The following is a 24,562-nucleotide window of genomic DNA, read 5'->3' on the forward strand; positions in this document are numbered from 1 at the left end:
CAATTTGAGGTCGATGAAGCAGCTATCGTGACGGGCGCTGTCACCTTGGCCTATGCCGCCTACCAATATTGGAAACACCAAGTAAGTAGGTAAATTCGCTTTCCTTCAATTACCCACAATCAGATTGTGGGGTGGGTAATGGCTCAAAATTGCTCGGTGTAAAGTTTATTTGCGCCTACTTAATTAACAGAATTCTGGCAACCAAACCACCTTATCTTCCGCAATTCCCCTATAGCAGCCGCCAAATGTGCTAACGTACAATCAAAAATCCCCAAATTTCAACTATCGGGAGATAGATAACTGTGTCCGCTCAAGCACCTCCAACTCCCAATTACAAATGGTTTAGCTGCATATCTAGCACTGTTTTCACCGCATTGTGCCTGTTGCCCCTTTTGGGCGCTGCGGGATACGCCCAAACTCCCCAAAATAGACCCATCAAAATCGGCGTAGTGCAACGGTTTGGCACCAAAGCAACCGACAAACTGACGCTGAAAGCATTACCGGGCGACAGCTTAACATTGAGTTACAAAACTCCTCAAGGCATAGAAACCAAAACTGCTGCTAGCGTCAAGTTAGAAATAGCCCCGAAACCGCTGGAATCGCCCTTAGTAGAAGAACGAGTTGTTCTGAGCTCCCACCGCAGTTTCGAGAGTGCAGAAGATAGCGCCAATCAGTGGCGCGCCCAGGGAATTGAGGTAGAAATTGCTCAACCTTTTCGCTGGCAAGTTTGGGCGAAAAGAGATACTTACAACTCTCCTTTGGTGCGGCGCTGGCTGTTGCAAAGTTTGCAAGCTCAAGGGAACACAACAGCTTTTTTGGATTCCAAAGTTTTAAAACAAATACCCCAGGCATTTTGGGTTTTAAACGGCTTTCGTTTCAACCGCAATGAGTTGGATGTGACGGCCGGGAAAAATGTGATTGAGGTATTGGAACAAACCACCCAAGAGGCGACAGCTACTGAACCAGAAAAAGCAATTCAACAAACTCACCGTTATGGCGGCAGTTTGCACCTGCAAAAAAATTCTTACGGCACTTATACTTTGGTCAATGAAGTGCTGACGGAAACTTATTTGCGGGGTGTTGTTCCTCACGAAATTGGGGCTTTTTCGCCTTACGCTGCGATTGTCGCTCAAACTATTTTGGCGAGAACCTACGCCCTGAGAAATTTGCGCCGGTTTGCTGTGGATAATTATGAGTTGTGCGCTGATGTTAACTGTCAAGTTTATAAGGGTTTGACCGAGGTTTACCCGCAAAGTGATAAGGCGATCGCCCAAACGAGCGGTTTGGTGCTAACTTACGAAAATCAGCTAGTAGACGCGCTCTATTCCGCGTCTAGCGGTGGCGTGACAGCCTCTTTTAACGATGTGTGGCAGGGCGCGGAACGTCCATATTTGCGCTCGATCGTCGATTCGCCTAATAATATTTGGGACTTGTCCAAGCAGAGTTTGTCTGACGAAAACAACCTCCGCCGCTTTATCAGTTTGCAAAAAGGGTTTAATGAGGAAAAAGAAGACACTTTTCGCTGGCGCGAACCAGCTTCTTTGACCGCGATTGGTGGATTTCTCAAACAGTATCTTCAGAAGAAACAGCACCCGCTGGCTAATATTAAAACTGTCACTCAAGTGGAAGTGGTAGAAAGGTCGCCCGCAGGTCGAGTTTTGCAAATGAAGGTTCAAACTGACTTGGGCCCCATCATTATCGACAAAGACGAGATTCGCAATGCTTTTTACCCGCCGATTAGCACGCTTTTTTACCTCGAACCAATTTACAATCCCGACAAAACTCTCAATGGTTATGCTTTTGTCGGAGGTGGTTTCGGGCACGGAGTGGGAATGAGTCAGACTGGTTCTTACAATTTGGCTAATTTGGGCTGGAATGGATCTCGAATTCTGGGCTTTTATTTTCCCGGCGCTCAAGTTGTGCCGCTCAGCGATAACATTACATTTTGGCGCGAATAGTCGATCGCACTCGGCCTAATAGTCAGCGATTTAAATCATCGCCACTACACAAACAAAGCCCGCCTTTGCGGACTAAATATCAGTCGTAAAACTTTTAGATTTTAGACTTGGGATTCTAGATTGGTTTCACAGTTAATCTAAAATCGGCCATCTAAAATCTAAAATTATTTGGTCAGCTATCTGCTCAAACCGCTAGGAATTCCTAGCTGGGAGTGGCAGACTGCTGGCGGCTTTGTTGCAGTGTTAGACACAGAAACCCGGTTTCATCAAGTAATTGCGCTATTTCAGCTTAATTTGGGAAACCAGAAACCGGGTTTCTTAGGGTATCACGCAGAGCGTCCTATCTTAGTAGAGCGATTCTTCTTGGTGAGTTTCGATCGTACAGTCAGACTTAGGATAGGCGACGCAGGTGAGGACAAATCCAGCCTCGATTTGGTCGTCGTCCAAGAAAGATTGGTCGGATTGGTCAATTTCGCCTTTGGTGATTTTGCCGGCGCAGGTGGAGCAAGCTCCAGCGCGGCAAGAGTACGGGAGGTCGAGTCCTGCTTCTTCTGCAGCATCAAGAATGTAAGTATCGTCATCAACGTCAATGGTCTGGTTAATTCCTTCGGCTTCGCTGATGAGGGTAACTTTGTAAGTTGCCATGCACTAAATCCTCTCAAAAATTCAACAAGATTGATAATTTTTCCTAATGCAACCTTCAAGGCTCTATTAGCTTTGAGGTTAGGTCTTAGGTTCGTTCCCTCTATGATAGTAGGGGAAAGAAGCAAGGTTGCAACACTTATTTACAAAAAATTTGAATGGGATTAGTTATAACTTTTTCTAATTTCATCTTTATTACTTATACCTATCTTGGATTCAGCCTTGTGATACTGTTGCCGCAAGACTTGCGCTAAATAATCCGGTTTCTAGGAAAAATCCTGTTTTGAGCCGTACAGCACAAAAACCGGGTTGTTGGTATGCCGTGTGTCGATCGAGTTTCAGCAAGACTGGCTGCAAGGCAAGTCCCTGCCGGCGTTGAAATGTATAGTTAGATCGCATCAAGACTTGGGTGTTGAAGGCTCGATCGAATAAATCGCACCACAACCACAGCTTAAAATCGGGGCGATAGAACCCTAAAGCCCTGCACCGCAAGTCTTTAACTATCTAAAATCTTAAATCTCAAATCCCATGACTAATATTGATACTCGCTTTGGTTTCTCGCTTAATTCTCCAATTCGCGTGGGGATTGTGGGTACTGGTTTTGCCGCTAAGTTGAGGGCCGAGACAATTCAAGCTGATGGGCGATCGAACTTGGTAGCAGTTGCGGGCCACTCCCCGGATAAAACCGCAGCATTTTGTCAAGGGTTCGGGGCAGAAGCTGCGGTTTCCTGGCGGAAGCTAGTAGAAAGAGACGATTTAGATTTGGTGATTGTCTGTACGGTGAACCGGGATCACGGGGCGATCGTCCTGGCGGCCCTAGAAAATAACAAGCACGTTGTGGTGGAATATCCTCTATCTTTAGACGTATCTGAAGCAGAAAGGGCGATCGAACTTGCCGCCCAAAAGCAAAAACTCCTCCACATCGAACACATCGAACTGTTAGGCGGTTTGCACTCCTCAATCAAAGAATCTTTGCCCTTAATCGGTAAAGTTTTTTACGCCCGCTACATTACTATGAGTCCTCAACATCCAGCGCCGCAGCGGTGGACTTATCAACATTCCCTCTTTGGCTTTCCGTTAGTTGGTGCAATTTCGCGACTGCACCGATTTACTGATTTGTTCGGGGAAGTGGCAAGCGTTAACTGTCAAGCTCAATTTTGGGACAGTCAGCCGGATTTCTACAAAGCTTGTTTGTGCAACGCACAGTTGCGCTTTGCCAATGGCCTTGTCGCTGAAGCTGTTTATGGAAAAGGAGAGACTTTTTGGCAGTCGGAAAACATTTTCACCATCTACGGAGAAGCAGGAACGCTGGTTTTTACTCCTGAATCCGGTCAATTAATTCAGGGAGAAAATCGGCGCAACCTCAAAGTAGGAACGCGGCGCGGCTTGTTTGCCAAAGACACCGATATGGTGTTGGAATATTTGTCAAACGGTACGCCTCTGTACGTAGATAATGCCAGTAGTTTGTACGCTTTGAAGGTGGCAGATGCTGCGAGGCGATCGAGCGAGATTGGGCAAACTATCGCACTTATAAATTCGTAAAAAGGAGCGAACAGGAGGTTATTTGAATTTGGGAAAAAACGCTTATAACTCATAAGACATTAGGACAACTCAGCTAAAAGTGCTGCTCAGCAAATCCGCAATCTGCCGATCGATATTGGTCTGGTGAAAACGCCGACTAGCCATATAGTAGGCCGATTGGGCGATCGCGCTCGTATACTCAGGCTGGGTATAACAGGTATTAATAACAATAGTGCTATAAAAGTAATGATGGCGATGGAGCTCGCCGAAACCGCCCTTCGTTATTAATAATCTTCATAACGTTTAAAAGGCTGATGGCTCCTACTGTTCCGACTTGTGGCGGAAGGGTAGGATGGTGCGGATGGCTCGATCTTTCCCCTACAAGTCACGTTCATCCATTCAGCTTCAAGGGGGCGTGATGTTAGAAAGTATTATCTGGATTTTATTAATGGGCTTTTTTGTCGGGCAGATTGCTCGACGGCTGAAAGCTCCTGCACTGGTAGGTATGGTGCTGGTGGGCATTTTATTAGGCCCGCAACTGGGAAATGTCATTAGCCCAGAGGTTTTGGGCGCAGCGAATTCCCTTCGCACCATTGCTGTGATGGTGATTTTGATGAAGGCGGGGTTAGGACTCGATCGCGAAAAGCTATCCCAACAGGGAACCGTGGCGCTGCGATTAGGCTTTCTGCCTGCAGCTTGCGAGGCCATCGCCATTGCTGTCGCTGCGATGTGGCTACTTCAGTTTGATTTTTTGACGGGGCTACTGCTAGGGTGCATCATTGGCGCAGAATCTCCAGCAGTAATTGTTCCCGGAATGCTGCGGTTAAAAAGTCTAGGTTGGGGAGTAAAAAAAGGAATTCCCGATGCCATTCTGACTGGAAGTGCCTTGTCAGATGTATTGCTTTTGCTGGTGTTTAGCCTACTGCTAGCATTTCTGTCCCAAGGGAAAGCTACAACCATTACCTTACTGGGAGGAATCACCCTCAGCCCTCTGCAATTGCTGCCCTTTCAAATCATCATCCAAATTACCTTGGGGGTGCTTTTGGGATGGGTAACTGCTCGAATTTTGGTGTCACTATTAGTCAAGCAAAACTGGACTCAAACTGCGGTTCAGGACTCCCTAGTCGCTGCTGGCTTTGCCCTTGGGCTGGTAGTATCAGCCGAACATATTCCGGTTTTCTCTGGCTATTTAGCTGTCATGGCGGCGGGGTTTTTCCTGATTGAGTTGGATGCGCCTTTAGCACGAAGATTGCGGGGTGGCTTTGATAGTTTGTGGACGATCGCGGAAATTATTTTGTTTGTGTTGCTGGGAGCCAGTATTCAACTTAATGTATTAGGGAATACCTTGCTGGTTGGTTTGCTGGTGTTGGCGATCGGGACTCTGATTGGGCGATCGCTCGGTTGGTATCTTTCCACCTTGGGTAGTAATTGGACTGGGAAAGAACGGCTGTTTTTGCTAGCAGGAAATTCGGCTAAGGCCACGGTGCAAGCGGCGATTGGGGCGATTCCTCTAGCTCAGGGCATTGCTGGTGGCGAGACGATTTTGGCGATCGCAGCCCTCTCAATTTTAGTAACGGCTCCCTTGGGTGCTTGGGCAATTCCTACCTTTGCTCCCAAACTATTAGAAAAAGGCGAAGTAGACCCGACCAAAGTAGCTATTTCCGGTCGTCCAGTTTTTCTCGCAGCAGTAGACGCTTCCCCCTTAACAACAGATGTTTTAACTAAGGCCGCAGACTTAGCTCGGCGCAGTGATGGGGATGTGATTGTTTTGTATGTGGATAACCTGGGAGATAAAAAGGCGATCGCCCAATTACAAGAACAAGCACAACGACTCTTATCAGATATTTGCTATGAGTTCCTGAGTCTTTCTGGCACTGTGACTGAAGAGATTGTCCGCGTGGCGCAAGCTCGGCAAGTAACAGATATTGTGATCGGGAAACGAGGGCATCAACCTTGGGAAGAAGTGCTAGTAGGTTCGGTTTCTCAAGCCGTCTTAGAAACCAGTCCTATTCCTGTCATTCTAGTGGAATGTAGTCATAAGGAATGAAAAATAAATAAGGTGACTAATAGAGCAATAGTTTACCTTGGAGCAATGCTTCTGGGGTTTAATTCTGCAACTTATTGATTTTTAATTCCTAAGTTGAACACTCCAAAACAATAATCAGATTGTAATCGGGGACTGCACATAAACTGTAGGGTCTTCCATCGTAAAGACAATCCCATGGATCGAGAGCGATTTGGCAATTTTAGCCCTTGCCAACTCTAGTAGACGTTTACGCACTTCAATCGCATTATCTTGAGAACCTAAAATTGCAAAACTAACCCTTAATCTTTTTCCGGTTCCATCAGCCTGAGAGATATTTGTGCTGTTAGTATCAATCCCTGATAGGTAAGCTGTTTTTTCCATGATCACTTGCTGCACTAGGGCATATTCTCGTTCCTCTAAAACACTAGCAAAGTCCATATAAAATAACACCATGATTTTTTTGGCAAGAGTAACGTTTTCAATTTCTACACTTACAAGGATGGAATTGGGCATCACAATAATTGTGCCAGTACCAAGGGAGCGGATTTTGGTTGAGCGCAAACCAATACTTTCTACTTTCCCTAATTCTCCACCTGGTAAGCGGATGTAGTCACCAGTAACAAAAGGACGATCAAGATATAGAACTAAAGTCGCAATCAGTTGTTCGAGAATTTTTTGAGCAGCAAACGCGACGGCTAAACCCACCAACCCCAAACTTGCCACCAATCCAATCAAGTCAAAGTTGAGGCTGCTGGCAAAGGCAACTAAAGCTCCAATAAAGATCAAGATATGAATAATGGTCTCAAACACTAGAATGGCATCATCACTACTAGGGCTAAATTTGCCGCCCAATTTGAATCCGTAGGTACGCAGGTAGCGGCTACTTAGTTTTACTGATAACCAATATAAGCTTCCAATTAAAAATAGATTGACAATCGGCTTTAGGAGATTATAAACGACTGGTACTAATGGTTCTAATAAGCTCACAGACCAACTGATACCAATACTGAGAACTGCAAATTCCAAAAGGCGATCGCTCGGTTGAACAATTTCTATATAGATAGTTTCTAGGGCAGGAGGAGCTAGTTTTTTAAGCGCTAATTTTACTAAATCTGTAGCGTAGTGGCTCAATACAAAAGAACCTCCTAGTGTTCCAAAAAATATCAGCCATTCGGGTTGAGAAAATGGGGAAAGAAACTGATAGCGTAGACTGCGTAAGATGGGAAACCACTCGGAACTGATTATGGCGATCGCACCCCAGCTCAAACTAAAAAAAATCTTGCTGAAAATTCCAGTTTGAAACTTAAATATTCTGGTTGCTAGTCCCAAAAAAAGCCGCACTACGATCAGCGCTGCGATTACGCTCAAAATCCATAGACTTCTCTGCCAAAGATATTGGGGAGTGCGTTCTTTTTTAGCTTTGGCGATCGCTGTTTCTAGAATAGCCCGCCATTGATTAGCTTGTTGAGTTCGAGAAAACCCTGGCAGAACATCATTTGCTGTAACGGTGAGAAGGTAGTTATTATTTAAGGAAATAGAAGTAGCGCTGGTACTATCATCATTCTGCACATCAAAAGTTATGGGTTGATCAGTAGCGATCGCCTCCATGAGAATATTATTAGCAAATTGGGTGCGCTCCTTTGCTGTAAATCGCTCCACAGCTTGCAATTTAAAAAGGGGAATCCCATCAACAACCACCGGCGCACTGCCATTAACAAAACCCTGACTAAAATTTTGAGCAGGATTTTGAGCAAAACTCATGGGAGTAAACACCAACAAACAACCCACTAAAAATAAGCTAGTCAGTTTAATTGCTCGCCTAATTACTTGTTTAGATAGAAATTGGGGCATCCACATAAATCGTTGGTTGGTTAAGGATAAAAGAAATATCATGTTTTTGAAGCTGCTTGGTAATTTTTTGGGTAGCCAAATCCAGCAATTGTCGTCTTAGTTCCATCGATAACTCATTAGAACCCAGAATAAAAAAGGAAACTTGAGCCTGATTTTCACTAAAAGAAACCTCTGTACTACGCCAATCTAAACCAAAAATATCCATAGTACAGTCCATCACAATTTGGCGGATCAATGCTTGCTCATCGGCAGATATTGATTTAAGAAACTCAAGTATCATTACAGACATGACTTTCTTTGCACCTGAAAAATTTTCAATGGTAGCTTGGGTAAGCGCATTATTCGGAATAATTGTGAGCGTGCCTTTACCAGAAGTGCGAATTTTGGTTGATCTTAAGCCGATACTTTCTACTCTACCAAAAGTACCTTGCTTACCCGTAGGCCCATCGGATAAGCCGATATAGTCACCAACAGTAAACGGGCGATCGAGGGTTAAGACAATCCCCCCCAAAAATTGCTCTAAAGTCTTTTGAGCGGCAAAGGCAATGGCAATACCTCCAATCCCCAAACTGGCAACTATGCCGACAACGTTGATGTTATGGCTAATACAAAAAACTAAAATTAACGTTACAGCGATCGCAAAGTCTCCAAAATACCGAATTAAGAAGATTGACTCGCCTTTAACTTTGGGGTTTGACTCAAAAGTTACTCCTAAAATTGTGGTGTTAAAAAATTCTCTAAATAGTCTTGACAGCATCCAACCGCTAAGTATAGTGATGCCAATACTCAGGCAAAACTCGATTAAACTAAGCGATTTGCTTGGAGGGATTAGAAGTAACATTACTTCCATTGCTGAGAAAGTTAGTAACACCAAAAGTATGTTTTTGGAGCCAACCACTACACGAATATAAGTTTGGGTCAATAATTCTGGAGCGAACAAACTTAACGGTAATCTTAAGATAGAAAAGAGCGCAATTCCCGCTAATGCAGTCACCACTCCTGCTACCAAAATAGAGCTTATTTGCCCTAAGCCATAGCCATTATTTAAGGCCAGTTCGGAGGCTAGATAAAGCGGATTAATTGTTTCTGTCATAGCAAAGTTTAATCAGTCAAGTTTCAGGTTGGTTCAAAGTAGGAATCTTGCGCCATGCTTCTAGCAATGGGTGCATTGTTAACCCTTGCAAAAATACCAAAAAGGCAACAACCAGCCAATTTAAAATGCCACTATCTTCCATTTTCTGCTTCCGCAATTACTTTGAGCGCAGTTGTTTTGATTAGGCTTTTGGTGGGGAAGACAAATTTAAGCTGCATTTCTGACGGTCTTTATTATTGCATAGAAGTCATAATTTTTTTTCCAGTTTTCGGAATTTAGATCCCCCAGAGTAACCGTTAAAAAGGAAAATTAATTTTTCCCCTTTTTTAAGACGGATATTTTCTACTTTTACGGCTTCTTCAATTGAGCCGATCATCTAGAGGGATGTTTCGGGTGTATCCGAAAACTCCTCATTGAGGATGCGATCGCATCCTTCTAAGGTATCTTATAATTATACTATTTTACCTGTCAAACCCGTAAACTGGGTTGTTGTAAAGAAAGGTTGTGTGAGAAAACTTTCTCAAGCCCGCGATGGGAATACAACTTTACGATCGCCTTGCGATAATTCTTCTCAACCCAACTTCGCGCTCATATCTTTTAGTTCCTCATAGGTGGCGATGCTTTTGCGAACTAATGTGCATTGAGACTCGTTGGTAATTTATGCTGCAACTTGTGGATCATGCGATTGCGTACCCAAATCAATGCACGAAAACGAGCACAAAAGCGCCTATTCTTGCGCGATCGCCAGCACTAGAGTAAATCCTACGATCGCGATCGCTAACCGCCTAAAAACTGCTTAATGTTAATATAGTTCGGCTTTCGGCTGTAGGTAATTTCTGCACCGTTATCCAATCCACCAGCCACGAAAGTAGAGATTTCCTGGCAAATTCCTCACACTAAAGTAATAGGTCAAAATAAGAGACTGTTAATGCTAAATTTCCTCAAAGCGGATTTTTGCTAAGTTACAAAAGCCGAGAATTGAATTGTAGAGTGAGTCAGAAGAAGTTATGGATTGATAAAAGAGCTGTTTATATCTTTCTTTTCGTCTAGATTTACCTGCTTTAATCGTTCTAAAGTGAGATATTATGGCTAACCCGATTTCATCGTTACCTTAATTACTCGCTCTCAAGAATTAGCTTTGCTTGCAAAAGTTCTTGACGCTTTTCTTCGCTGACACTGGGATACTCAAGGTTCAGTTGCTTCAACTGAGTGTAAATGATGCCAGCTACTACAAGACGAGTGAACCATTTGCGATCGGCTGGGATAATGTACCAAGGAGCATAGTCCGTACTGGTGTGATTAAACATATCTTCATAGACAGCTATGTAGTCATCCCAAAAAGTACGCTCTTTAGCATCATCAACAGAGAATTTCCAGTTCTTTTCAGGACGATTTATCCGCTCTAAAAAACGTTTTCGCTGCTCTTCCTTAGACACATTGAGAAAAAATTTGAGGATGATCGTCCCGTTATTGACTAATTGCTTCTCGAAGTTGTTGATTTCTTCAAAGCGTCGCTCCCAAATATCCTTGTCGATTAAACTAGATGGAATTGGTCGCTGCTCTAGGATTTCTGGATGGACTCGTGTTACCAAGATTTCTTCATAATAAGAGCGATTAAAAATTCCAATCCGTCCTCGTTCTGGTAGGGCTTTGGAACAACGCCATAAATAGTCATGATTTAACTCTTCTGTCGATGGCGCTTTGAAGCTATGCACTTGACATCCTTGGGGATTGATTCCTGACATTACGTGTTTGATCGTACTGTCTTTACCCGCCGCATCCATTGCTTGAAAAATGATTAGTACAGCATGGGTTTTTTGGGCATACAGAATATCTTGATATTCTGCTAAAGCTTTAATACCTTCCTTTAATTGACTTTTAGCTTTCGACTTCTTTAGATGATTCGCTTTGTAAGCTGGGTCATAGTCTTTTGTTAGAGAAATTCCTGGCTCTGATGGCACAATAATTTGCTGCTTTGGTGGAACAATAAAAGGATGAATCAAATCGTCAAGATTTTTGAGCGGAAATGGATTTAATGCTGTATCATTTTTGCTCGGTTTATCGGACATACTTTTAACTCTCTAATGTCAAGGTGAATAGACTTGTTCTGACGGGATTATATCAAATCAATCTGTTAGCATCGGAATTCTTTATATCTCTATTATCGACCTCTGCGTGAATCAGTGTCAATCCATTGTCATCTGCGGCCAGAGAAATTATCTTTTTTAAACCGCAGATACAGGCAGATAAACACAGATTAACGCAGATGAATTATATAAATTCCGGTTGCACCGTCCGTGGTTGACTGTTGACTCGATTTTACGCAGGACGATGAAGCCCGGATTTGATATTAATCATGCCAACGAACGGGACTTGACAAAATTGCATTAATTGGGTCGTGTTGCACACTTAATAACAACGGCAAACCCACACCAGCTACCACATATTCCAAGTTTATAAAGTAGGAATACCTGCTTTAATTATTCTAAAGTGAGAGGTTAGACCTGCTCGATCGCCTTCACAGCAGCAAGATACCACTACTTGACATCTTGGCGGTCTAACTCCTCCGCAATGACTTCCTGGCTGCCACGTTCAATCATATCTGCATGACACCTTAGTGCGGTTTGATCTAGTGTCCGGTGAGTAAAGAAAGCGATCGCCCAAACAAATTCTTTTTTAAGTAAAATGACAGCGATCGCCTATTTCCTCCAAATAGTTTCTCCAACAAAACTTACGCAGACCAAGATTCGCGAAAGTCAGCATAGAGGGTCAATCCACCATCAATATAGAGCGTTTGTCCCGTAATGTAAGCTGCTTCATCTGATACGAGAAAGGCAACAGATGCTGCCATTTCCTCCGATGTGCCTGCCCGTCCCATTGGGATATGGCTTTCCACTACTGCCTTTTGTTCTGGATCGTCCGTCCAGCTTTCATTAATCGGTGTAATCGTTGCACCGGGCGCAATAGCATTGACACGGATGCCTCGGTTTGCATATTCCAACGCTAGGGTTTTAGTCAGATTTCCCATGCCGCCTTTGCTGATGGAATAGCTGATATACATCGGGCGAGGAATTATTTCATGCACACTCGAAACATTGATAATCACGCCAGGGCGTTGCTGCTCTAACAGATGCTTAATGGTTTCCCGCGCACACAAATATGCGCCCCGTAAATTGACTGCAATCACGCGATCGAATTCATCCGTTGGAAGTTCATGTGAGGCGCTTTCTGTTTGAATCCCAGCGTTATTAATCAGGATATCGATATTACCGAACTGATCGACAACCTGATTCACCATTTGCACGATGTCCTCTTCTTTAGAAACATCACCTTGAATCAGCAGCGTTTCAACGCCGCATTCTGCTGCCTGGCCACAGGCTTTTTGCATCGCCATTTCTTCAGTATCTTCTGCCTCTTCTAGGCTTTTGCGATAGTTAACAGCAATGTTGCAACCTTCTTGAGCAAGACGAATCGCGATCGCCTGCCCTATGCCTGAACTCGCTCCAGTAATTAGTGCGTTTTTTCCCTTTAAACCTTTCATAATTTCTCTCCCAGAGATTCACAACAAAATATCTTAACCGAAACCTCAAGCCAATTAGCTTCTACATCAACCAGAAGGTTGTTCTATCTTTTCCCCACGCATTTCATCAATATCCAGGAGGCAGATTATCACGCCCGCGATCGGGAGCGACAGAAAAACTCCGACCACTCCAGCGACTCGCGCCCCCACTAATAGCGCAAAGAACATAATGACTGGATTTATATTAATGGAGCCTTGCATAATACGGGGCATGAGTAAGTTTTCTTCAACCTGCTGTAAGAGAATGCAACCCACTAAAACTTTCAAACTCAGCAGAATTCCTTGAGGCAGAATAATCAGGCAGATGAGGCTAATTCCAATCGTTGCGCCAATACCGGGAATCAGGTCAAATGCGCCTGCGAGTGCAGCCATGACCAGTGCATAGCGAATATCCAGCAAAATAAACACCAGAAAGGTAGAGATGCCCAAGAAGATTGATAATAGCAACCTACCCCAAAATAAACCGAGAAAATTCTTTTGGATTGCCCTGGTCAAATCATCGCGTAAGCTGGCTGGAAACAACCTCACGATCAGATTCCATAGTCGTCTACCATCTAGCAGCATAAAGAAGCCAACCACCGCAATCACAATCACATTTAGCAAGTTTAATAACACATTTTGCAGTGTGGAAAAACCCTTGCCAATGATGCCGAGGGCTTGTTCGCGCAGTTGTGTCTCAAAGGTACTGAAATCGACCGTAATATTGCGCTTTTGCAGAAACGATTGGAGTGTTTCCAACAGTGCGATCGCCGACTCTAAAAATTGAGGAGCCTGTTGCAATAACTGCTGTGCTTGGGAAATGATAGCTAATCCTAACGTTGCCATTAACCCACCTAGAATTAACAAGGCAAGTAAAAACACCAGCACAACCGCTACCCAACGAGGGATGAAACGAGATACAAATTTGACTGGGTAATTCAGCAGAAAGGCGAGAATAGCTGCAAAAATAAAAACAATCAGAACCGTTTCAAAATATGCCAACACCTGCACGATCGCCCAGCCAAGCGCAAGAGTAGCAGGTAGCGAATGAGTTGAGCATTGTTCAGGTGTTCCCACATCTGATTGGTGTTAATTTTTGGATTGTCCATTACAGCGTGTCAACCTCTCCACCGTTCCTCATCCGCAGTATTAACTGAAATACACACCCCTGTCCTCTACCTAAAGAGACGAATTGTAGAGCCTGTAGGGGGAGTTTTTCTCAGCGACAGTTCTCCGGGCCCAAAGAGCAGTTGTCATGACACAAGGACATCAGCAAAAAAGGCTTTCTGCTGATTGTATGGTGGGAGAAGCTATCGGTGGGAAAGGGGTTTGCGCCCAAGCCTCAGCATGAACCGTTGTAGCAAGAGAATCTGTCACCAAGCCGATCGCCAGCCAGCATTAAAGACAGTGTTTGCCACAACAAGAGGGTATGACATCAGTAGCGAAAAACGGCTGCGATCGCCTTGTCTTGAGGAACATTTTCCGGCTCTACGGCGTAAACATTACCACCATTGGTGAGGGTATGCAGTGCTGCTAAATCCAGCAAATCTTCGTCCCCTGCCTGATGTTGAGCGTGAATCTGAACCGAATTCGCATCGGGATCGAACACCCCCCAAACTTGCTCGCCAACGGGAACAAACAACGATTCAACGCGCTGGAAATAGGCAGCCGGCACAACCTGTTCGATCGTACTAGCAGTTTTTTCGGTGGCTTGTAGTTCCTGGTAGCGGGCGATCGTTGCTTCTTTTGCTTGCTCAAAATAAGGCTGTACAATCTGCCACGCTCTTGTATGCAGTTCCTCCGGTTTCAACATTTCTGGATTGCCTGTGATGCCGTCGGGCAGTAGGTGAGCGTAGGTGTTTGCCTGCTGATAAATTGGCAAGAGATAATCAACCCCTGCCAAAATTAGCGGCGCTTGCTCGTTTTTTAAGAAGGATTCTAGCCCGTTGCTAACTTTGCGGAAGTAACGCAGCAGTCGATCGTTGTGGTCATCTTTACCGCCTCCCTGTCCATGAAATATGGCAGAACCATCGCCACCACTGCCGCCTTGTGAGGTGGCCGTATGAAACTGCAGGCTTTTTTCTGGATCGTCATACTGCAATGCTTCTGCAATGCTGGTGGGTACATCAGTCAACTCAACCTCGTTGACGTGATAACGAGTTCCCTGAAACAATCGAACTTGATTTTGGCTTAGTGCCAGAATATAAAACTGCCCATCTCCAGACAACAGTTGCAGCAATGGTTTGAGATGAAAGCGATCAGTAACTACCGTTAATTCTGGGAAGGCGATCGGCAAACAGTAGTAACGGAAGTGATTGGGAGATAGCAAAATTGCTAGTCCATCGCTTTGATGCTGCCAGAATTCATAGGTATCTAGCTCGTGAATCGGTTGCAGCAACTCTTTGGCATCCTGTTCACTCATTCCCATCGCCAGCAATTGTTCTTCGGCTTGCCGCACCCGATTCTTGAACCGAATTGGATTTTGTTGGGTTTCGGCTCCTAAACGCTCCATTGGCGTGTAGATCGAAATACAGGTTGAGTTTGATTGTTTGGCTAAAGTTGTTAATTCATCAAGGGCTAATAAATTCATTTTGTACCTTTGTTCAATGTTTCTTTCAAGCTTTTATCAGCGGTAGGACAGGCTGAATGTCTTTTCTGGGACATCTGCTGTTTTCTGATTTGTCCTGAGAAATTTCGGAGAGTAACTTCCCTGACGGTCAGAGTTGGCCTCAGAGATGTGGTCAAGATTAGTCGCTTAGCGAGCGCGCAACTTTCCGATAGTAGTGTCTAGCAACTTTTTCATTTTCTCGGCAGCACCGCTGATGGACTGCTGCAATATCTGGCCATGATCGCTGACGGCGATTGGCTGATGGTTAGCGAGACGGACTTCGATCAAACAGCGTTTATCATTAGCGCCAAACTTCTCGCTGCTGTTCTCATCGCTAAGGTGAACTTCCACCCGTGTAATATGCTGACTGAAGCGATCTAAGGTGTCGTTAATTATGGCTTCGACCTGTTGAGACAGCGCCTCGTTGCCTTCGATGTTGGCATCAGTGTTGAGCTGAACTTTCATGTGTCTATCCTCTTCTAATAGCTGTCTTATGGGAGTGGTGCGATTAGCGCCCTTTTCCCTACATACAGCATCGTGTCGATCGGTTTAATCAACCCTTGCTCGACAACTCGTTCCCTTACGATCATCGACCTTTCCGTGACCGAAGTGGCCTACTCAAAGGTAGATAGTTACACGCTTAACCCATAGCAAGCGATCGCACAATTAAAATCAGCCTTTCAGCATAGGTTTGTCCAATTTTTTCAATTTTCACTGTCTGCATTCCCATCATAGTGCTTGCACTACTGCTTACGAATTACGAATTACGAATTACGAATTACGAATCGAATTACAAATTACGAGTTTCCTTTTGGGGTCTGTTGGATGCTTCCAATACTTCGGCAAAATTCTTTATTAGTAGGTAGGATTTCGTGCCTCAACCCAATCAACAGAATAAAAAAATATATAGCGATTCTCAAAAAAGTGAGGTATGCAGACGAGCGATTAGCAATTACCAATTACCAATTACCCACTCTACCTCATTTTACTGAGAAGTGCTATATACCTTATTGATTTGATTTATGCTTACCTAATTATTGAAGTTTCCATGCAATCAGACCGACAAGCCCAATCAGACCTAATGCTCTACGAAAGTAATTAACGCCTTGAAATAATTCTTGCCAAGCCCAAGTAAACAAAGACCCAAAGCCTACTATCTGCAACCCTAAATTAATTTTACCACTTGTAACAATGAGCGTTAATAAACTAGCTACAATCCCGACACTCAGTGGTAGATTTGGCATCTGAGCTATAACAATTTGGCCTTCGCTGTCGCGGAATGTGCGATCGAACAATGTATTGTCCATGAGTTTTTTCCTCTCAATGTAATAAAAAGTACGAATTGATTTCAATGACTTACACAAACATTTGACTTACACAAATATTTGTTGATAACGAAGCCGAGCCATAATTATAGCATTCCACAAAAAGAAGAGTGATGAGCCACCACAGGAGCGAAGAATTTTTCCAGCAGTTTTTCTGACATCTCTCTGTTGATTCACTTTTTTATCTGCTAGGTAAACACCTAGTAAAGCTCGATTAATCATTCGATGAAAGTGTTTTTCCGGTAACAGATAAACAGCTTTGTCAGCATTTTTTAGGAAATAAAAAAAGCGTTCTATTGTTTCTTGTTCGCTCTGGTAGTAAGTACAAAAATTTAAATCACCACCTATCCTGTCTTCTTCTTGGTCAATAAAATAGTCAAGTAGGATATGAAGTCCTTGAACCCAAGGAAAGTAGCTGTTTTTAACCTTGATAGCTAGTTCTTTAGAAAAATTGGGATCGCCTGCATAAGCGATCAGGCAAAAAATTCCTAACGTTGAGCCAGTACAAGCAGAAAATTCATACCACTTCATTTCAGGGATTTGGTTGCGATGTTCTTCAAACCATGCTTTTAAGCGAGGAACTCGCTCCTGAACTTTGACGTGTTTATGAACTTGTAAATTACAATAATAATCAGCAAGCTCATGTAAGCAGGGAGCAATTACTTGATAGGATGGCAGTTTTTTTAATACATCTTGACAAGTTTTTACGAGTTTCATGAGATAGCCACCATCGTCTTGTTCTTGACGAAATTGGTAGTAATTAATGCTTTCAGCATCAGGTGTCAAAGCATCTAAGCAAGCTTGATGGAGAGTACGGAAATCTTCTGGATCTAGGGAAGTGCTACGATCGCACAGGTTATCTAAATAATCACTAATTGTTTGATAAGCAACTATAAAGCGGATTGTTGGCTCAATTTTTTCTTTAGCAAGTAGTCCATAAATAGAACCGCCTTCACAGTGAAATGTTTTATTTGTTATGCTTAGTAAAGCTTGTTTCCTTAATTCCGAATTAGGAATTAGTTCGGCTTCTTTCTGCCAGACTTGTAAATATTTACGCACTCTGGGAAGAACTTCGCGGTAAATCCCCAGCATCAGCATCCCAGAATTAGAGGGAACTTGCATTGCTGAAGCTTTTGGGAGAGAATAGCTAACCTCTTTATTAGTATCATTCCACTTATTTTTTATGAGTGTTGTCATTATTTTTAGTTAGTTCTTATGTTGTCCTTTGATAGTAAAATTAAACAATTTAAATATCCTCTCTCGCTTGGAAGAGTTTAGATTAGAATATTATCTATAATTGGACAGACATAATCGTTTCTCTACAATCGCATCGAGATCGATCGACCTCATGCTCAAATCCAAGGTCAGCAATTCACAGGCCTAAACCTTTTCGTGAAGCAGGCTTGAACCTCTGTTGGCAGTGCAGTAATTTCTGTTTCCAGAGCTTGAATTGATTGTGTAGCCGCTATTTCTGTTCGATCGCTCTCAGCATCCTGACTCACAAAAAATGTGGCTAGCGTTGCTGTCAAATAACCACATAGCACGATCGCACACAACGCCAGCAAAAAACAAAGCACCCGCCCTTGGGGTGTCTTCGGGAAGTAATCAGAGTCGATCGTACTCATCAACATTCCCGCCAACCACAGCGCCGTGCCATAGTCATTAATGCCAGCACTACCATTAGGAAAGGCGAAACCTCTCTCAGATTTAGAGTATGTCTGCTGAAGCACTCGATCGCTCGGTAAACTCCCAAAAGTCGAGACAATCGCACTACCATCGGGATGAATACAATATAAAGGCGATCGCCTTTAGGCGAAGTATCGCTGATTCGAGGCATCATTCTCAACTGCTTTGCGTCGAAACTAACCATTGCCGACACAGAGGAAGAGCAGCCAGATCAACTCAACTTCGAGCTAGTTTTCACTGAGCAATACGCTTAACGAGTGTTTTACAGCCCCGTAAAATTTTAGTATTTAAGGCGCACCACTTATTACTTTAGGCTACGGATAAATGTGACGGTAATGTTCTAGACGTATAGTATATTTAGCCTCATTTAAATTTAATTTAATTGTGTAATGCTGATATATCGAGGTTGATTTTTTACTCGATTTATCCAAGTTTGAATAGCTGGAAATCTGGTTAAGTCAAATCCGCCCTCGCCCGCAACGTGAGTGTAAGCAAATAAACCGATGTCAGCAATAGTATAGTGATCGCCCGCAAAAAACTCATTTTCTGCTAAATGCTGTTCCATCACCCCCAAAGCAGCATAACCCGGTGCTTGTTTTTGTTGGAGTGCTTCCTGATATTCTTCAGCTTTCCCTGTCAAATACCAAAAACGAGAAGTAGCAATAAAAGGTTCGTGACTGTACTGTTCAAAAAATAACCACTGCATGACTTGATCCCGTTCAAATTTATCCGTGGGGAAAAACTCAGTTTCTTCGCTCAAGTAAAACATAATCGCATTCGATTCAAACAGAAATTTACCCGGTTCGATTTCTAACACCGGAATGCGGCCATTGGGATTTTTGACCAAAAATTCAGGTGTGCGGCTTTTTCCTTGGAGAATATCAATTTCTGTGCGATCGAAGGGAATATTAAGTTGAGTTAAGAGCAAGCGAACTTTATAGCAATTGCCAGAGGGGGAATATTCGTAAAGTTTAAACATGAGCCTTGAGAAGATTTTATGATGTTAAATTATCTCATAAATTAGATAATGTAGGCACGATGAGTTAACCGTTGTTTGCTAAAATTATTTTGGCGATCGGTGTCGATCGCCAAAACCAGCCACTTCTGCCAGCGTATAAAGCGGGCGGCCCTTCACCTCCTCGTAAATACGCCCTATATACTGGCCCAAAATCCCAATACTCACCAACTGCACCGCACCCAAAAAGAAAACAGCCATCATCACAATTGTCAAACCAGTTAAGGCAGAACTTGGATAAAAAAGCCGCCAATACAAAATCAAAAAAGCCATTAACACAGATATAAATGCAGCAAATAACCCCATATAAATCGAAAGTCGGAGGGGAACTTTTGAAAAAGAGACTAAACCATTCATCGCCAAACTTAAAGATTTTCTGAAGGTATACTTAACCTCGCCTGCAAAACGCGGATCACGTTCAAACTTAACCGCCGTTTGTTTAAAACCAATCCAAGCCCGCAGTCCCCGAATGTAACGATTGCGTTCTGGCATGGCGTTAAGTACATCTACCACGCACCTATCCATCAAACAAAAATCTCCGGTATCTATCGGAATATCAACATCAGCAAGATGGCGCAAAATGCGATAATACATATAAGCTGGTAACCGCTTAAACCAACCTTCTTGACGGCGTTGAGTGCGTTGAGCGTAAACAACTTGATAGCCCTGCTGCCACTGTTCTACCATATCTATAATTAGCTCTGGTGGGTCTTGCAAATCGCCGTCCATGATGACTACAACTTGACCGCTAGAAAAGTTTAAACCAGCAGTTACAGCTATTTGATGACCGAAATTGCGGGCCAAACTGAGGTAACAAATTCGCGAGTCTTTTTCGTGCAATTCTCGCAAAAGTTCTAGAGAGCGATCGCGACTGCCATCATTGATTAAAATTAATTCTACTAGGCCGTCCATTCGATCCATCACGGCACTAATGCGCCGATACAATTCCGCTAAATTTTCTTCTTCGTTATATATGGGAATTACCAAGGAATACTTAGGTGTATAGTCCATCGAATTTTAGGTGATTAAATAGAGTTTGCAAATGCTAGTTTAAATAAATCAACCATTTATTTTTTTCAAGACATGGGTGGATTCAAGTTATAAAGTTGGCACGGAATCTCACTCCTTGAACCTGGCAACAGTATCCGACAAAAGAGCATTAGCCAAACTTATCAAGTTTCTTAAGTACGAAAAACCAAATGTCAACTAAAACTGACCCAAACAAAGTAAAAATCTCTGTTATCATAGATGTTGAGTCGTATCTAAAAATCACTATCATAACCCATAGATTCAAAATTGCATGACAAATTCAAATTATCTTTGGCAAGCAAATCAAGACTTAAGCGAAGCTTGTCTGCAACATCCCTTTGTCAGAGGCATTGCTGAAGGCAGCCTGCCCCAAAATAGTTTTGCATATTACGTTGCACAAGACGCATTTTTTCTGGGAGCCTTCGCTCGCGCTTACAGTATCGCTGCGGCAAAAGCACCCGACTGGGAGGGGTTTGAAATCCTCCACAATCTCGGTAGCGGTGTTTTAGAAGAACTTCGTTTGCATCAAGGATATGCAGCAAAATGGGGTGTAAACTTGCAAGAGGCAAAACCGGGAATCGCTACCCGCCGCTACACAGATTTTTTATTAGCGACAGCCTGGGGGAGTGGTGTAGGTTTGACAGTAGCCGCCATGACTCCTTGCTTGCGGTTGTATGCTTTTTTGGGACAGCAGCTAGCTAAACCTAATATACCGGAACACGCCTTTAGCGACTGGATTTCCACCTATAGCAGCCCAGATTTTGAGATTTTAGCAAAACGGCTGGAAAGTTTGGTCGATCGCTACGCAGAGGCTGGGCCAGAAGTAGAAGCAACCTATCGCTACGCTATGCTATGCGAAAGAGACTTTTTTCAGGCAGCTTGGGAAATAGAGTAAATTAAGTTTGTGCAAAAGATATGGATAACTATCTTAAGCTACCTACACGCAGTAAATTTAACAGCTATGTACAGCAGGAATGTAGCCAATACTGCCATAACAACATATTTTCAACGAGGCTGACTACTCAACACTCAACTGGCTTCCACTCAGAGTAAGACAATGCCGTAAGCGTAGCGATGAAGCGATTGCATAACACTGGAGTTTATCAGTAGCGCTAAAGAGCAAATGCCGGAATACACGACTGTAATGATCAGCCATTTTCGCCAATACCACAACAAATAGCCATTGCCCCAAATCAGGGCAAATTTACTAACAGCTTGCAACCAGCAAAAATGCACGCCAAAATGTCCAACTATTAATGAGTACCCCTCCTAATTTTACTTGCATTCCCAAAGTCGTGAAGCCGCGCATCAGCCAAGGAAACAGGGGATAAAAAGCCACAGAATGCTGATGCCCCTCATCTGCATAGCTGTCGCCTAAATTAGCGATTTATATGTGCCATTTACCGTCCCATCAGGAAGCATATAGCAGCGACAAAAATTAACCATTCCCGGATTTTGGATCGCTCCAGGCGCGGAATTACTTCTAACCCTAAATCAGTATTTGTCATGCCTAAAACAGCGCAAGACTGTAGATTTAAAATTAAAGTGTAGTCCGCTGCCGAGCGATCGCCAAATATATACGTAGGTACAGCGGTACTGCTAATTTTAACGTCCGAGTTTATTGGGAATCCCTTCGCAGCCGCCGGGAATAGTCTCTCTCGACTTCGAGCCGCACCAAGCGCAGCAGTAATAGCGCTGCTCATCCGACAGCCGCTTGACAGCGGTGAAATCAGCGCGTTCAACCACAGCGCCGGTATGTTCGCCCGTTTGATAGTTCGGAAATTCGGTACGGCTGCGGGGAGATGCAGTTTCTGCCGAGCCGTAGAATAATGCGGCTCCTCTCATGTCGGCGCGAGCGAGATTGGCGTCGTACAAGACAGCGCGGGAGAGGTTGGCTTTCACTAAATCGCACTTGCTGAGATTGGCGCGGACGAGGTTGGCTTCGCTCAAATCCGTCCACCGCAAATCGGTGCCAGCCAAATCAGCACCCGCTAACATCACATTGAGATCGATAACCCGGATACCGTGATCTCTATCTTCAGCGTAGCCGCCGTCGCCGTCAAGGATGGGGCGGCCTAAAAGCCGATCGCGCTTCAGAGGAGTAACCAATCTCGACTGCGACAAAAACCGCAGAATTTTAGCTTTACCTTCAGCATCTACACTGCTCATAATCGCAGCGGTGCGCCCTTCTGCGATCGCCCTTTCCTGCGGCCAGTCTTCCAAAAACCCTTGTTCGTCAAGGGCTAAGTCGGAAACCCCTTGAAAATAAGCATCGATCGTTTGCTGCTGCGTAATTCTGTTTTGCTGAATCGTCAAATCTTTCGAGATCACGTACTGTCGCCAAGCCACGTAAACGCCCAAAATTGCGATCAAAATTTGGCCCAAAGCGCCGATCAACTCGCCGAGAGCCCCGATGGCGTCCCAGTTGATTTGGATGTTGCGGCTTCCCGGTTCAGTATTAGTACCGCTGAGCATCAGCAAGCCAACAATCCCAGCTAAAAGCCCGAAGCAGGCGACTATCAAAGTGCGCCAAGTCGGCGGAATTACCTGCGCCCAGATTTTGCCCCAACTCGGCCACATCAGCCGCAGCGATATGGCGATCGCACCGACGCCACCAATTAAGCCCAGCCAAATGTTGTCATTGGCCAGCCCAAAAATCATCGCTGCGATCAACCCCAGCGTCAGCGCCGACCCCGACTTCTCAGCAGTCGTTTGTTCCGGCTGCTCCGGCAATAAAACCTTGCGAGTTGGAGGTGGCGGTACCGGTTTTTTCGGTTCAGCAGTAGTGACGATTGTCCCTGATTCTGGTGGCGCAGTAGGGCTCGCACCGTTGAGACTTTCTACAGTCACGTTAGATTCAGGGCGATTGGGTTGAGAAGAGTTTGGTTCGGGTGTCATGCGTTGAGGCAAATTCTAACTGTGGCTGGTCAATAAAACGATTTTAACTAACCAAGCAGGATTCTAGATAATATTACAATATAAATCTCCACTAATTACACTCAAAGAGGGAACATACTATGGCTCTGGTACTCCCCAATCTGAAAGAAAAACAAAAGGGTCAAGTTGTTACAACAATCACCGTCACGAATCGCATCGATCTAGTTATGGCGGAACGGGGATTCATTGCTGCTGAGGAAGTTCGCTCTGTCACCCTCGATAACGTTGTTGTCGATACCGGAGCAACTCTGCTTTCCTTGCCCGCTCCTATTATTAGCCAACTAGGTTTAAAACAAGTAGGATAAAGAGATGTAGAAACATCGGCTGGCATCAAAAAAGGTAGAATTTTTGCAGACGCTCAAATTATTGTAGAGGGGAGAGAAGGGAGATTTGATTGTTTAGAATTACCCGAAGGCGTTTCTGCTGTTTTGTTGGGGTAATTCCAATGGAAGAACTAGGCTTAGAACCTGATTTGAAAAATCGACGGTTGCGAGTATTGCCGATGAACAATCAGCAAACATATCTGATGGGGTAGTCGATCGGCGTTTACCGTAGTACAAACCTCTCGCCTGTGATTCCTCTCATCTCCAGTCAATTACTCGCTATCAAAAATGTTTGTAATGAGGACTAAACTCTTCAGAAAAATTTGAGTAATTTATTCCTCCTTGCCAGGAATCTTCTTTATTTTTGAGAGGTTAGGTATTATTAACGGCGGTAAAAAAATACCAAAGAACGAGGTTGTTGGGTATATGTAAATTTTTTGCCCTACATCTAGCGAGCAGAATAAGCCTTGAGCAAATACACGCCAACCGTCGAAAAAATCAAAACAACTAACCCTACAAGTAACTCGATACTAAACCTTTGAGCATTGCCCAAAGCGACAAGAATTTGCTGCCGCACCACAAACGCCAACAGCCAGCAAATCTCCGCCTTCAGCGAAGCCAAAAGGCCTCGCCCCAACAGATATTGCCGACGAGCGTTCTCAGAAGTAATCCGTACCGGATAATTAAAAGTGTGGGGATAGCGCGATACCGCAGTTAAAACCGCAAAAATAATGGCAGCCACCGCCGGCCCGATCCAAATCGTCACCTTGTCGCCCCAAGCATCAGCCAGCCCTCCCAAGCCGAAATGAATCGGAATTCGATCGGGCAAAACGGCCCAAAACTTGACGATGAGCAAAACAGCCAGCAAAAGCGCGATCGCACCTAAAAGCTCTACCGCCACTAAAATAGGTGAAAGTCCCAGAGAAATAACCGGCCGTTGGTTTGGTGTGTTTCCAGTCATGGCTACTTAAAATTAGATTAATATTGGA

22 protein-coding genes, 1 pseudogene and 1 riboswitch are annotated in these 24,562 nt (G+C 44.0%); of the genes and pseudogenes, 5 read left to right on the forward strand and 18 right to left on the reverse strand.

Translation table 11 applies throughout. The features are described 5' to 3' along the window. Positions 1 to 302: 302 nt before the first annotated feature. The gene (locus QUB37_RS17785) at positions 303 to 1,958 is read left to right on the forward strand and encodes a SpoIID/LytB domain-containing protein (protein ID WP_333164380.1); all 1,656 of its coding nucleotides are present in this window, start codon (positions 303 to 305) and stop codon (positions 1,956 to 1,958) included. Between the two features lie 345 nt (positions 1,959 to 2,303). On the opposite strand, the gene QUB37_RS17790 is transcribed toward QUB37_RS17785, so the two are convergent. Next, positions 2,304 to 2,603, reverse strand: a complete 300-nt coding sequence (locus tag QUB37_RS17790; RefSeq protein ID WP_106149950.1) for a ferredoxin — start codon at positions 2,601 to 2,603, stop codon at positions 2,304 to 2,306. A 213-nt stretch (positions 2,604 to 2,816) separates the two neighbouring features. Beyond that, positions 2,817 to 2,999: a hypothetical protein gene (locus tag QUB37_RS17795; protein ID WP_333164383.1), complete on the reverse strand. Its 183-nt coding sequence runs from the start codon at positions 2,997 to 2,999 to the stop codon at positions 2,817 to 2,819. A 129-nt stretch (positions 3,000 to 3,128) separates the two neighbouring features. On the opposite strand from QUB37_RS17795, the gene QUB37_RS17800 reads away from it, so the two are divergent. Beyond that, on the forward strand, positions 3,129 to 4,142 hold the full coding sequence (locus QUB37_RS17800; protein WP_333164385.1) for a Gfo/Idh/MocA family oxidoreductase: 1,014 nt from the start codon (positions 3,129 to 3,131) through the stop codon (positions 4,140 to 4,142). Between the two features lie 221 nt (positions 4,143 to 4,363). Next, a riboswitch (Fluoride riboswitch) is annotated at positions 4,364 to 4,452 on the forward strand. Between the two features lie 87 nt (positions 4,453 to 4,539). Next, a complete protein-coding gene (locus QUB37_RS17805; protein ID WP_333164493.1) occupies positions 4,540 to 6,168 on the forward strand; it encodes a cation:proton antiporter in 1,629 nt (542 codons plus the stop codon). Positions 6,169 to 6,282: 114 nt separating this feature from the next. On the opposite strand, the gene QUB37_RS17810 is transcribed toward QUB37_RS17805, so the two are convergent. From QUB37_RS17810 to QUB37_RS17875, 14 genes are all read right to left on the reverse strand, one after another. Next, the gene (locus tag QUB37_RS17810) at positions 6,283 to 7,998 is read right to left on the reverse strand and encodes a mechanosensitive ion channel domain-containing protein (RefSeq protein ID WP_333164387.1); all 1,716 of its coding nucleotides are present in this window, start codon (positions 7,996 to 7,998) and stop codon (positions 6,283 to 6,285) included. Next, positions 7,979 to 9,091 (reverse strand): mechanosensitive ion channel domain-containing protein, encoded by a 1,113-nt coding sequence (locus tag QUB37_RS17815; RefSeq protein ID WP_333164389.1) that lies wholly within the window; start codon positions 9,089 to 9,091, stop codon positions 7,979 to 7,981. The genes QUB37_RS17810 and QUB37_RS17815 overlap by 20 nt, the downstream gene beginning before the upstream one ends. Positions 9,092 to 9,107: 16 nt before the next feature. Continuing rightward, positions 9,108 to 9,233 carry a hypothetical protein gene (locus QUB37_RS17820; protein WP_333164391.1) on the reverse strand — a complete coding sequence of 42 codons (126 nt, stop codon included), beginning with the start codon at positions 9,231 to 9,233 and terminating at the stop codon, positions 9,108 to 9,110. 973 nt (positions 9,234 to 10,206) lie between these two features. Beyond that, on the reverse strand, positions 10,207 to 11,160 hold the full coding sequence (locus QUB37_RS17825) for a polyphosphate kinase 2 family protein (protein WP_333164393.1): 954 nt from the start codon (positions 11,158 to 11,160) through the stop codon (positions 10,207 to 10,209). Positions 11,161 to 11,822: 662 nt separating this feature from the next. Next, positions 11,823 to 12,632, reverse strand: coding sequence for a glucose 1-dehydrogenase (locus tag QUB37_RS17830; protein WP_333164395.1), 810 nt, complete (start codon positions 12,630 to 12,632; stop codon positions 11,823 to 11,825). A gap of 66 nt (positions 12,633 to 12,698) precedes the next feature. Continuing rightward, positions 12,699 to 13,727 (reverse strand): AI-2E family transporter, encoded by a 1,029-nt coding sequence (locus QUB37_RS17835; protein WP_333164398.1) that lies wholly within the window; start codon positions 13,725 to 13,727, stop codon positions 12,699 to 12,701. A gap of 358 nt (positions 13,728 to 14,085) precedes the next feature. After that, positions 14,086 to 15,240, reverse strand: coding sequence for a baeRF7 domain-containing protein (locus tag QUB37_RS17840; protein WP_333164401.1), 1,155 nt, complete (start codon positions 15,238 to 15,240; stop codon positions 14,086 to 14,088). 165 nt (positions 15,241 to 15,405) lie between these two features. Then, on the reverse strand, positions 15,406 to 15,723 hold the full coding sequence (locus QUB37_RS17845; protein WP_333164404.1) for an HPF/RaiA family ribosome-associated protein: 318 nt from the start codon (positions 15,721 to 15,723) through the stop codon (positions 15,406 to 15,408). Positions 15,724 to 16,292: 569 nt separating this feature from the next. Further along, the gene (locus tag QUB37_RS17850; protein ID WP_333164406.1) at positions 16,293 to 16,565 is read right to left on the reverse strand and encodes a hypothetical protein; all 273 of its coding nucleotides are present in this window, start codon (positions 16,563 to 16,565) and stop codon (positions 16,293 to 16,295) included. Positions 16,566 to 16,631: 66 nt separating this feature from the next. Beyond that, a complete protein-coding gene (locus QUB37_RS17855; RefSeq protein ID WP_333164408.1) occupies positions 16,632 to 17,780 on the reverse strand; it encodes a tetraprenyl-beta-curcumene synthase family protein in 1,149 nt (382 codons plus the stop codon). Between the two features lie 167 nt (positions 17,781 to 17,947). Further along, complete coding sequence (locus QUB37_RS17860) at positions 17,948 to 18,208, reverse strand: hypothetical protein (RefSeq protein ID WP_333164410.1); 261 nt, start codon at positions 18,206 to 18,208, stop codon at positions 17,948 to 17,950. Beyond that, complete coding sequence (locus QUB37_RS17865; protein ID WP_333164412.1) at positions 18,208 to 18,423, reverse strand: hypothetical protein; 216 nt, start codon at positions 18,421 to 18,423, stop codon at positions 18,208 to 18,210. Before QUB37_RS17865 ends, QUB37_RS17860 begins: the two co-directional genes overlap by 1 nt. A 219-nt stretch (positions 18,424 to 18,642) precedes the next feature. Continuing rightward, positions 18,643 to 19,248, reverse strand: coding sequence for a glutathione S-transferase family protein (locus QUB37_RS17870; protein WP_333164414.1), 606 nt, complete (start codon positions 19,246 to 19,248; stop codon positions 18,643 to 18,645). Between the two features lie 84 nt (positions 19,249 to 19,332). Continuing rightward, on the reverse strand, positions 19,333 to 20,295 hold the full coding sequence (locus tag QUB37_RS17875; RefSeq protein WP_333164416.1) for a glycosyltransferase family 2 protein: 963 nt from the start codon (positions 20,293 to 20,295) through the stop codon (positions 19,333 to 19,335). Between the two features lie 289 nt (positions 20,296 to 20,584). On the opposite strand from QUB37_RS17875, the gene QUB37_RS17880 reads away from it, so the two are divergent. Further along, on the forward strand, positions 20,585 to 21,208 hold the full coding sequence (locus QUB37_RS17880) for a TenA family protein (RefSeq protein ID WP_333164419.1): 624 nt from the start codon (positions 20,585 to 20,587) through the stop codon (positions 21,206 to 21,208). A 710-nt stretch (positions 21,209 to 21,918) separates the two neighbouring features. Here the strand turns inward: QUB37_RS17880 and QUB37_RS17885 are convergent. Further along, a complete protein-coding gene (locus QUB37_RS17885; RefSeq protein WP_333164422.1) occupies positions 21,919 to 23,211 on the reverse strand; it encodes a pentapeptide repeat-containing protein in 1,293 nt (430 codons plus the stop codon). 119 nt (positions 23,212 to 23,330) lie between these two features. On the opposite strand from QUB37_RS17885, the pseudogene QUB37_RS17890 reads away from it, so the two are divergent. Further along, a pseudogene (locus QUB37_RS17890) lies at positions 23,331 to 23,785 on the forward strand (aspartyl protease). Positions 23,786 to 24,021: 236 nt separating this feature from the next. On the opposite strand, the gene QUB37_RS17895 reads toward QUB37_RS17890, so the two are convergent. After that, a complete protein-coding gene (locus tag QUB37_RS17895; protein WP_333164424.1) occupies positions 24,022 to 24,534 on the reverse strand; it encodes a DUF1648 domain-containing protein in 513 nt (170 codons plus the stop codon). Positions 24,535 to 24,562: the final 28 nt, after the last annotated feature.

The sequence above is a fragment of the Microcoleus sp. AT3-A2 genome (genome assembly GCF_036705685.1).
Classification (GTDB): domain Bacteria; phylum Cyanobacteriota; class Cyanobacteriia; order Cyanobacteriales; family Microcoleaceae; genus Microcoleus.

Bases quoted from the DNA above. Each gene is read 5' to 3' on its own strand.
- QUB37_RS17790 (WP_106149950.1), bottom strand. From the start codon at position 2,603: ATGGCAACTTACAAAGTTACCCTCATCAGCGAAGCCGAAGGAATTAAC.
- QUB37_RS17795 (WP_333164383.1), bottom strand. From the start codon at position 2,999: ATGCGATCTAACTATACATTTCAACGCCGGCAGGGACTTGCCTTGCAG.
- QUB37_RS17800 (WP_333164385.1), top strand. From the start codon at position 3,129: ATGACTAATATTGATACTCGCTTTGGTTTCTCGCTTAATTCTCCAATT.
- QUB37_RS17805 (WP_333164493.1), top strand. From the start codon at position 4,540: ATGTTAGAAAGTATTATCTGGATTTTATTAATGGGCTTTTTTGTCGGG.
- QUB37_RS17810 (WP_333164387.1), bottom strand. From the start codon at position 7,998: ATGCCCCAATTTCTATCTAAACAAGTAATTAGGCGAGCAATTAAACTG.
- QUB37_RS17815 (WP_333164389.1), bottom strand. From the start codon at position 9,091: ATGACAGAAACAATTAATCCGCTTTATCTAGCCTCCGAACTGGCCTTA.
- QUB37_RS17820 (WP_333164391.1), bottom strand. From the start codon at position 9,233: ATGGAAGATAGTGGCATTTTAAATTGGCTGGTTGTTGCCTTTTTGGTA.
- QUB37_RS17825 (WP_333164393.1), bottom strand. From the start codon at position 11,160: ATGTCCGATAAACCGAGCAAAAATGATACAGCATTAAATCCATTTCCG.
- QUB37_RS17830 (WP_333164395.1), bottom strand. From the start codon at position 12,632: ATGAAAGGTTTAAAGGGAAAAAACGCACTAATTACTGGAGCGAGTTCA.
- QUB37_RS17840 (WP_333164401.1), bottom strand. From the start codon at position 15,240: ATGAATTTATTAGCCCTTGATGAATTAACAACTTTAGCCAAACAATCA.
- QUB37_RS17845 (WP_333164404.1), bottom strand. From the start codon at position 15,723: ATGAAAGTTCAGCTCAACACTGATGCCAACATCGAAGGCAACGAGGCG.
- QUB37_RS17850 (WP_333164406.1), bottom strand. From the start codon at position 16,565: ATGGACAATACATTGTTCGATCGCACATTCCGCGACAGCGAAGGCCAA.
- QUB37_RS17855 (WP_333164408.1), bottom strand. From the start codon at position 17,780: ATGACAACACTCATAAAAAATAAGTGGAATGATACTAATAAAGAGGTT.
- QUB37_RS17860 (WP_333164410.1), bottom strand. From the start codon at position 18,208: ATGAGTACGATCGACTCTGATTACTTCCCGAAGACACCCCAAGGGCGG.
- QUB37_RS17865 (WP_333164412.1), bottom strand. From the start codon at position 18,423: ATGATGCCTCGAATCAGCGATACTTCGCCTAAAGGCGATCGCCTTTAT.
- QUB37_RS17870 (WP_333164414.1), bottom strand. From the start codon at position 19,248: ATGTTTAAACTTTACGAATATTCCCCCTCTGGCAATTGCTATAAAGTT.
- QUB37_RS17875 (WP_333164416.1), bottom strand. From the start codon at position 20,295: ATGGACTATACACCTAAGTATTCCTTGGTAATTCCCATATATAACGAA.
- QUB37_RS17880 (WP_333164419.1), top strand. From the start codon at position 20,585: ATGACAAATTCAAATTATCTTTGGCAAGCAAATCAAGACTTAAGCGAA.
- QUB37_RS17885 (WP_333164422.1), bottom strand. From the start codon at position 23,211: ATGACACCCGAACCAAACTCTTCTCAACCCAATCGCCCTGAATCTAAC.
- QUB37_RS17895 (WP_333164424.1), bottom strand. From the start codon at position 24,534: ATGACTGGAAACACACCAAACCAACGGCCGGTTATTTCTCTGGGACTT.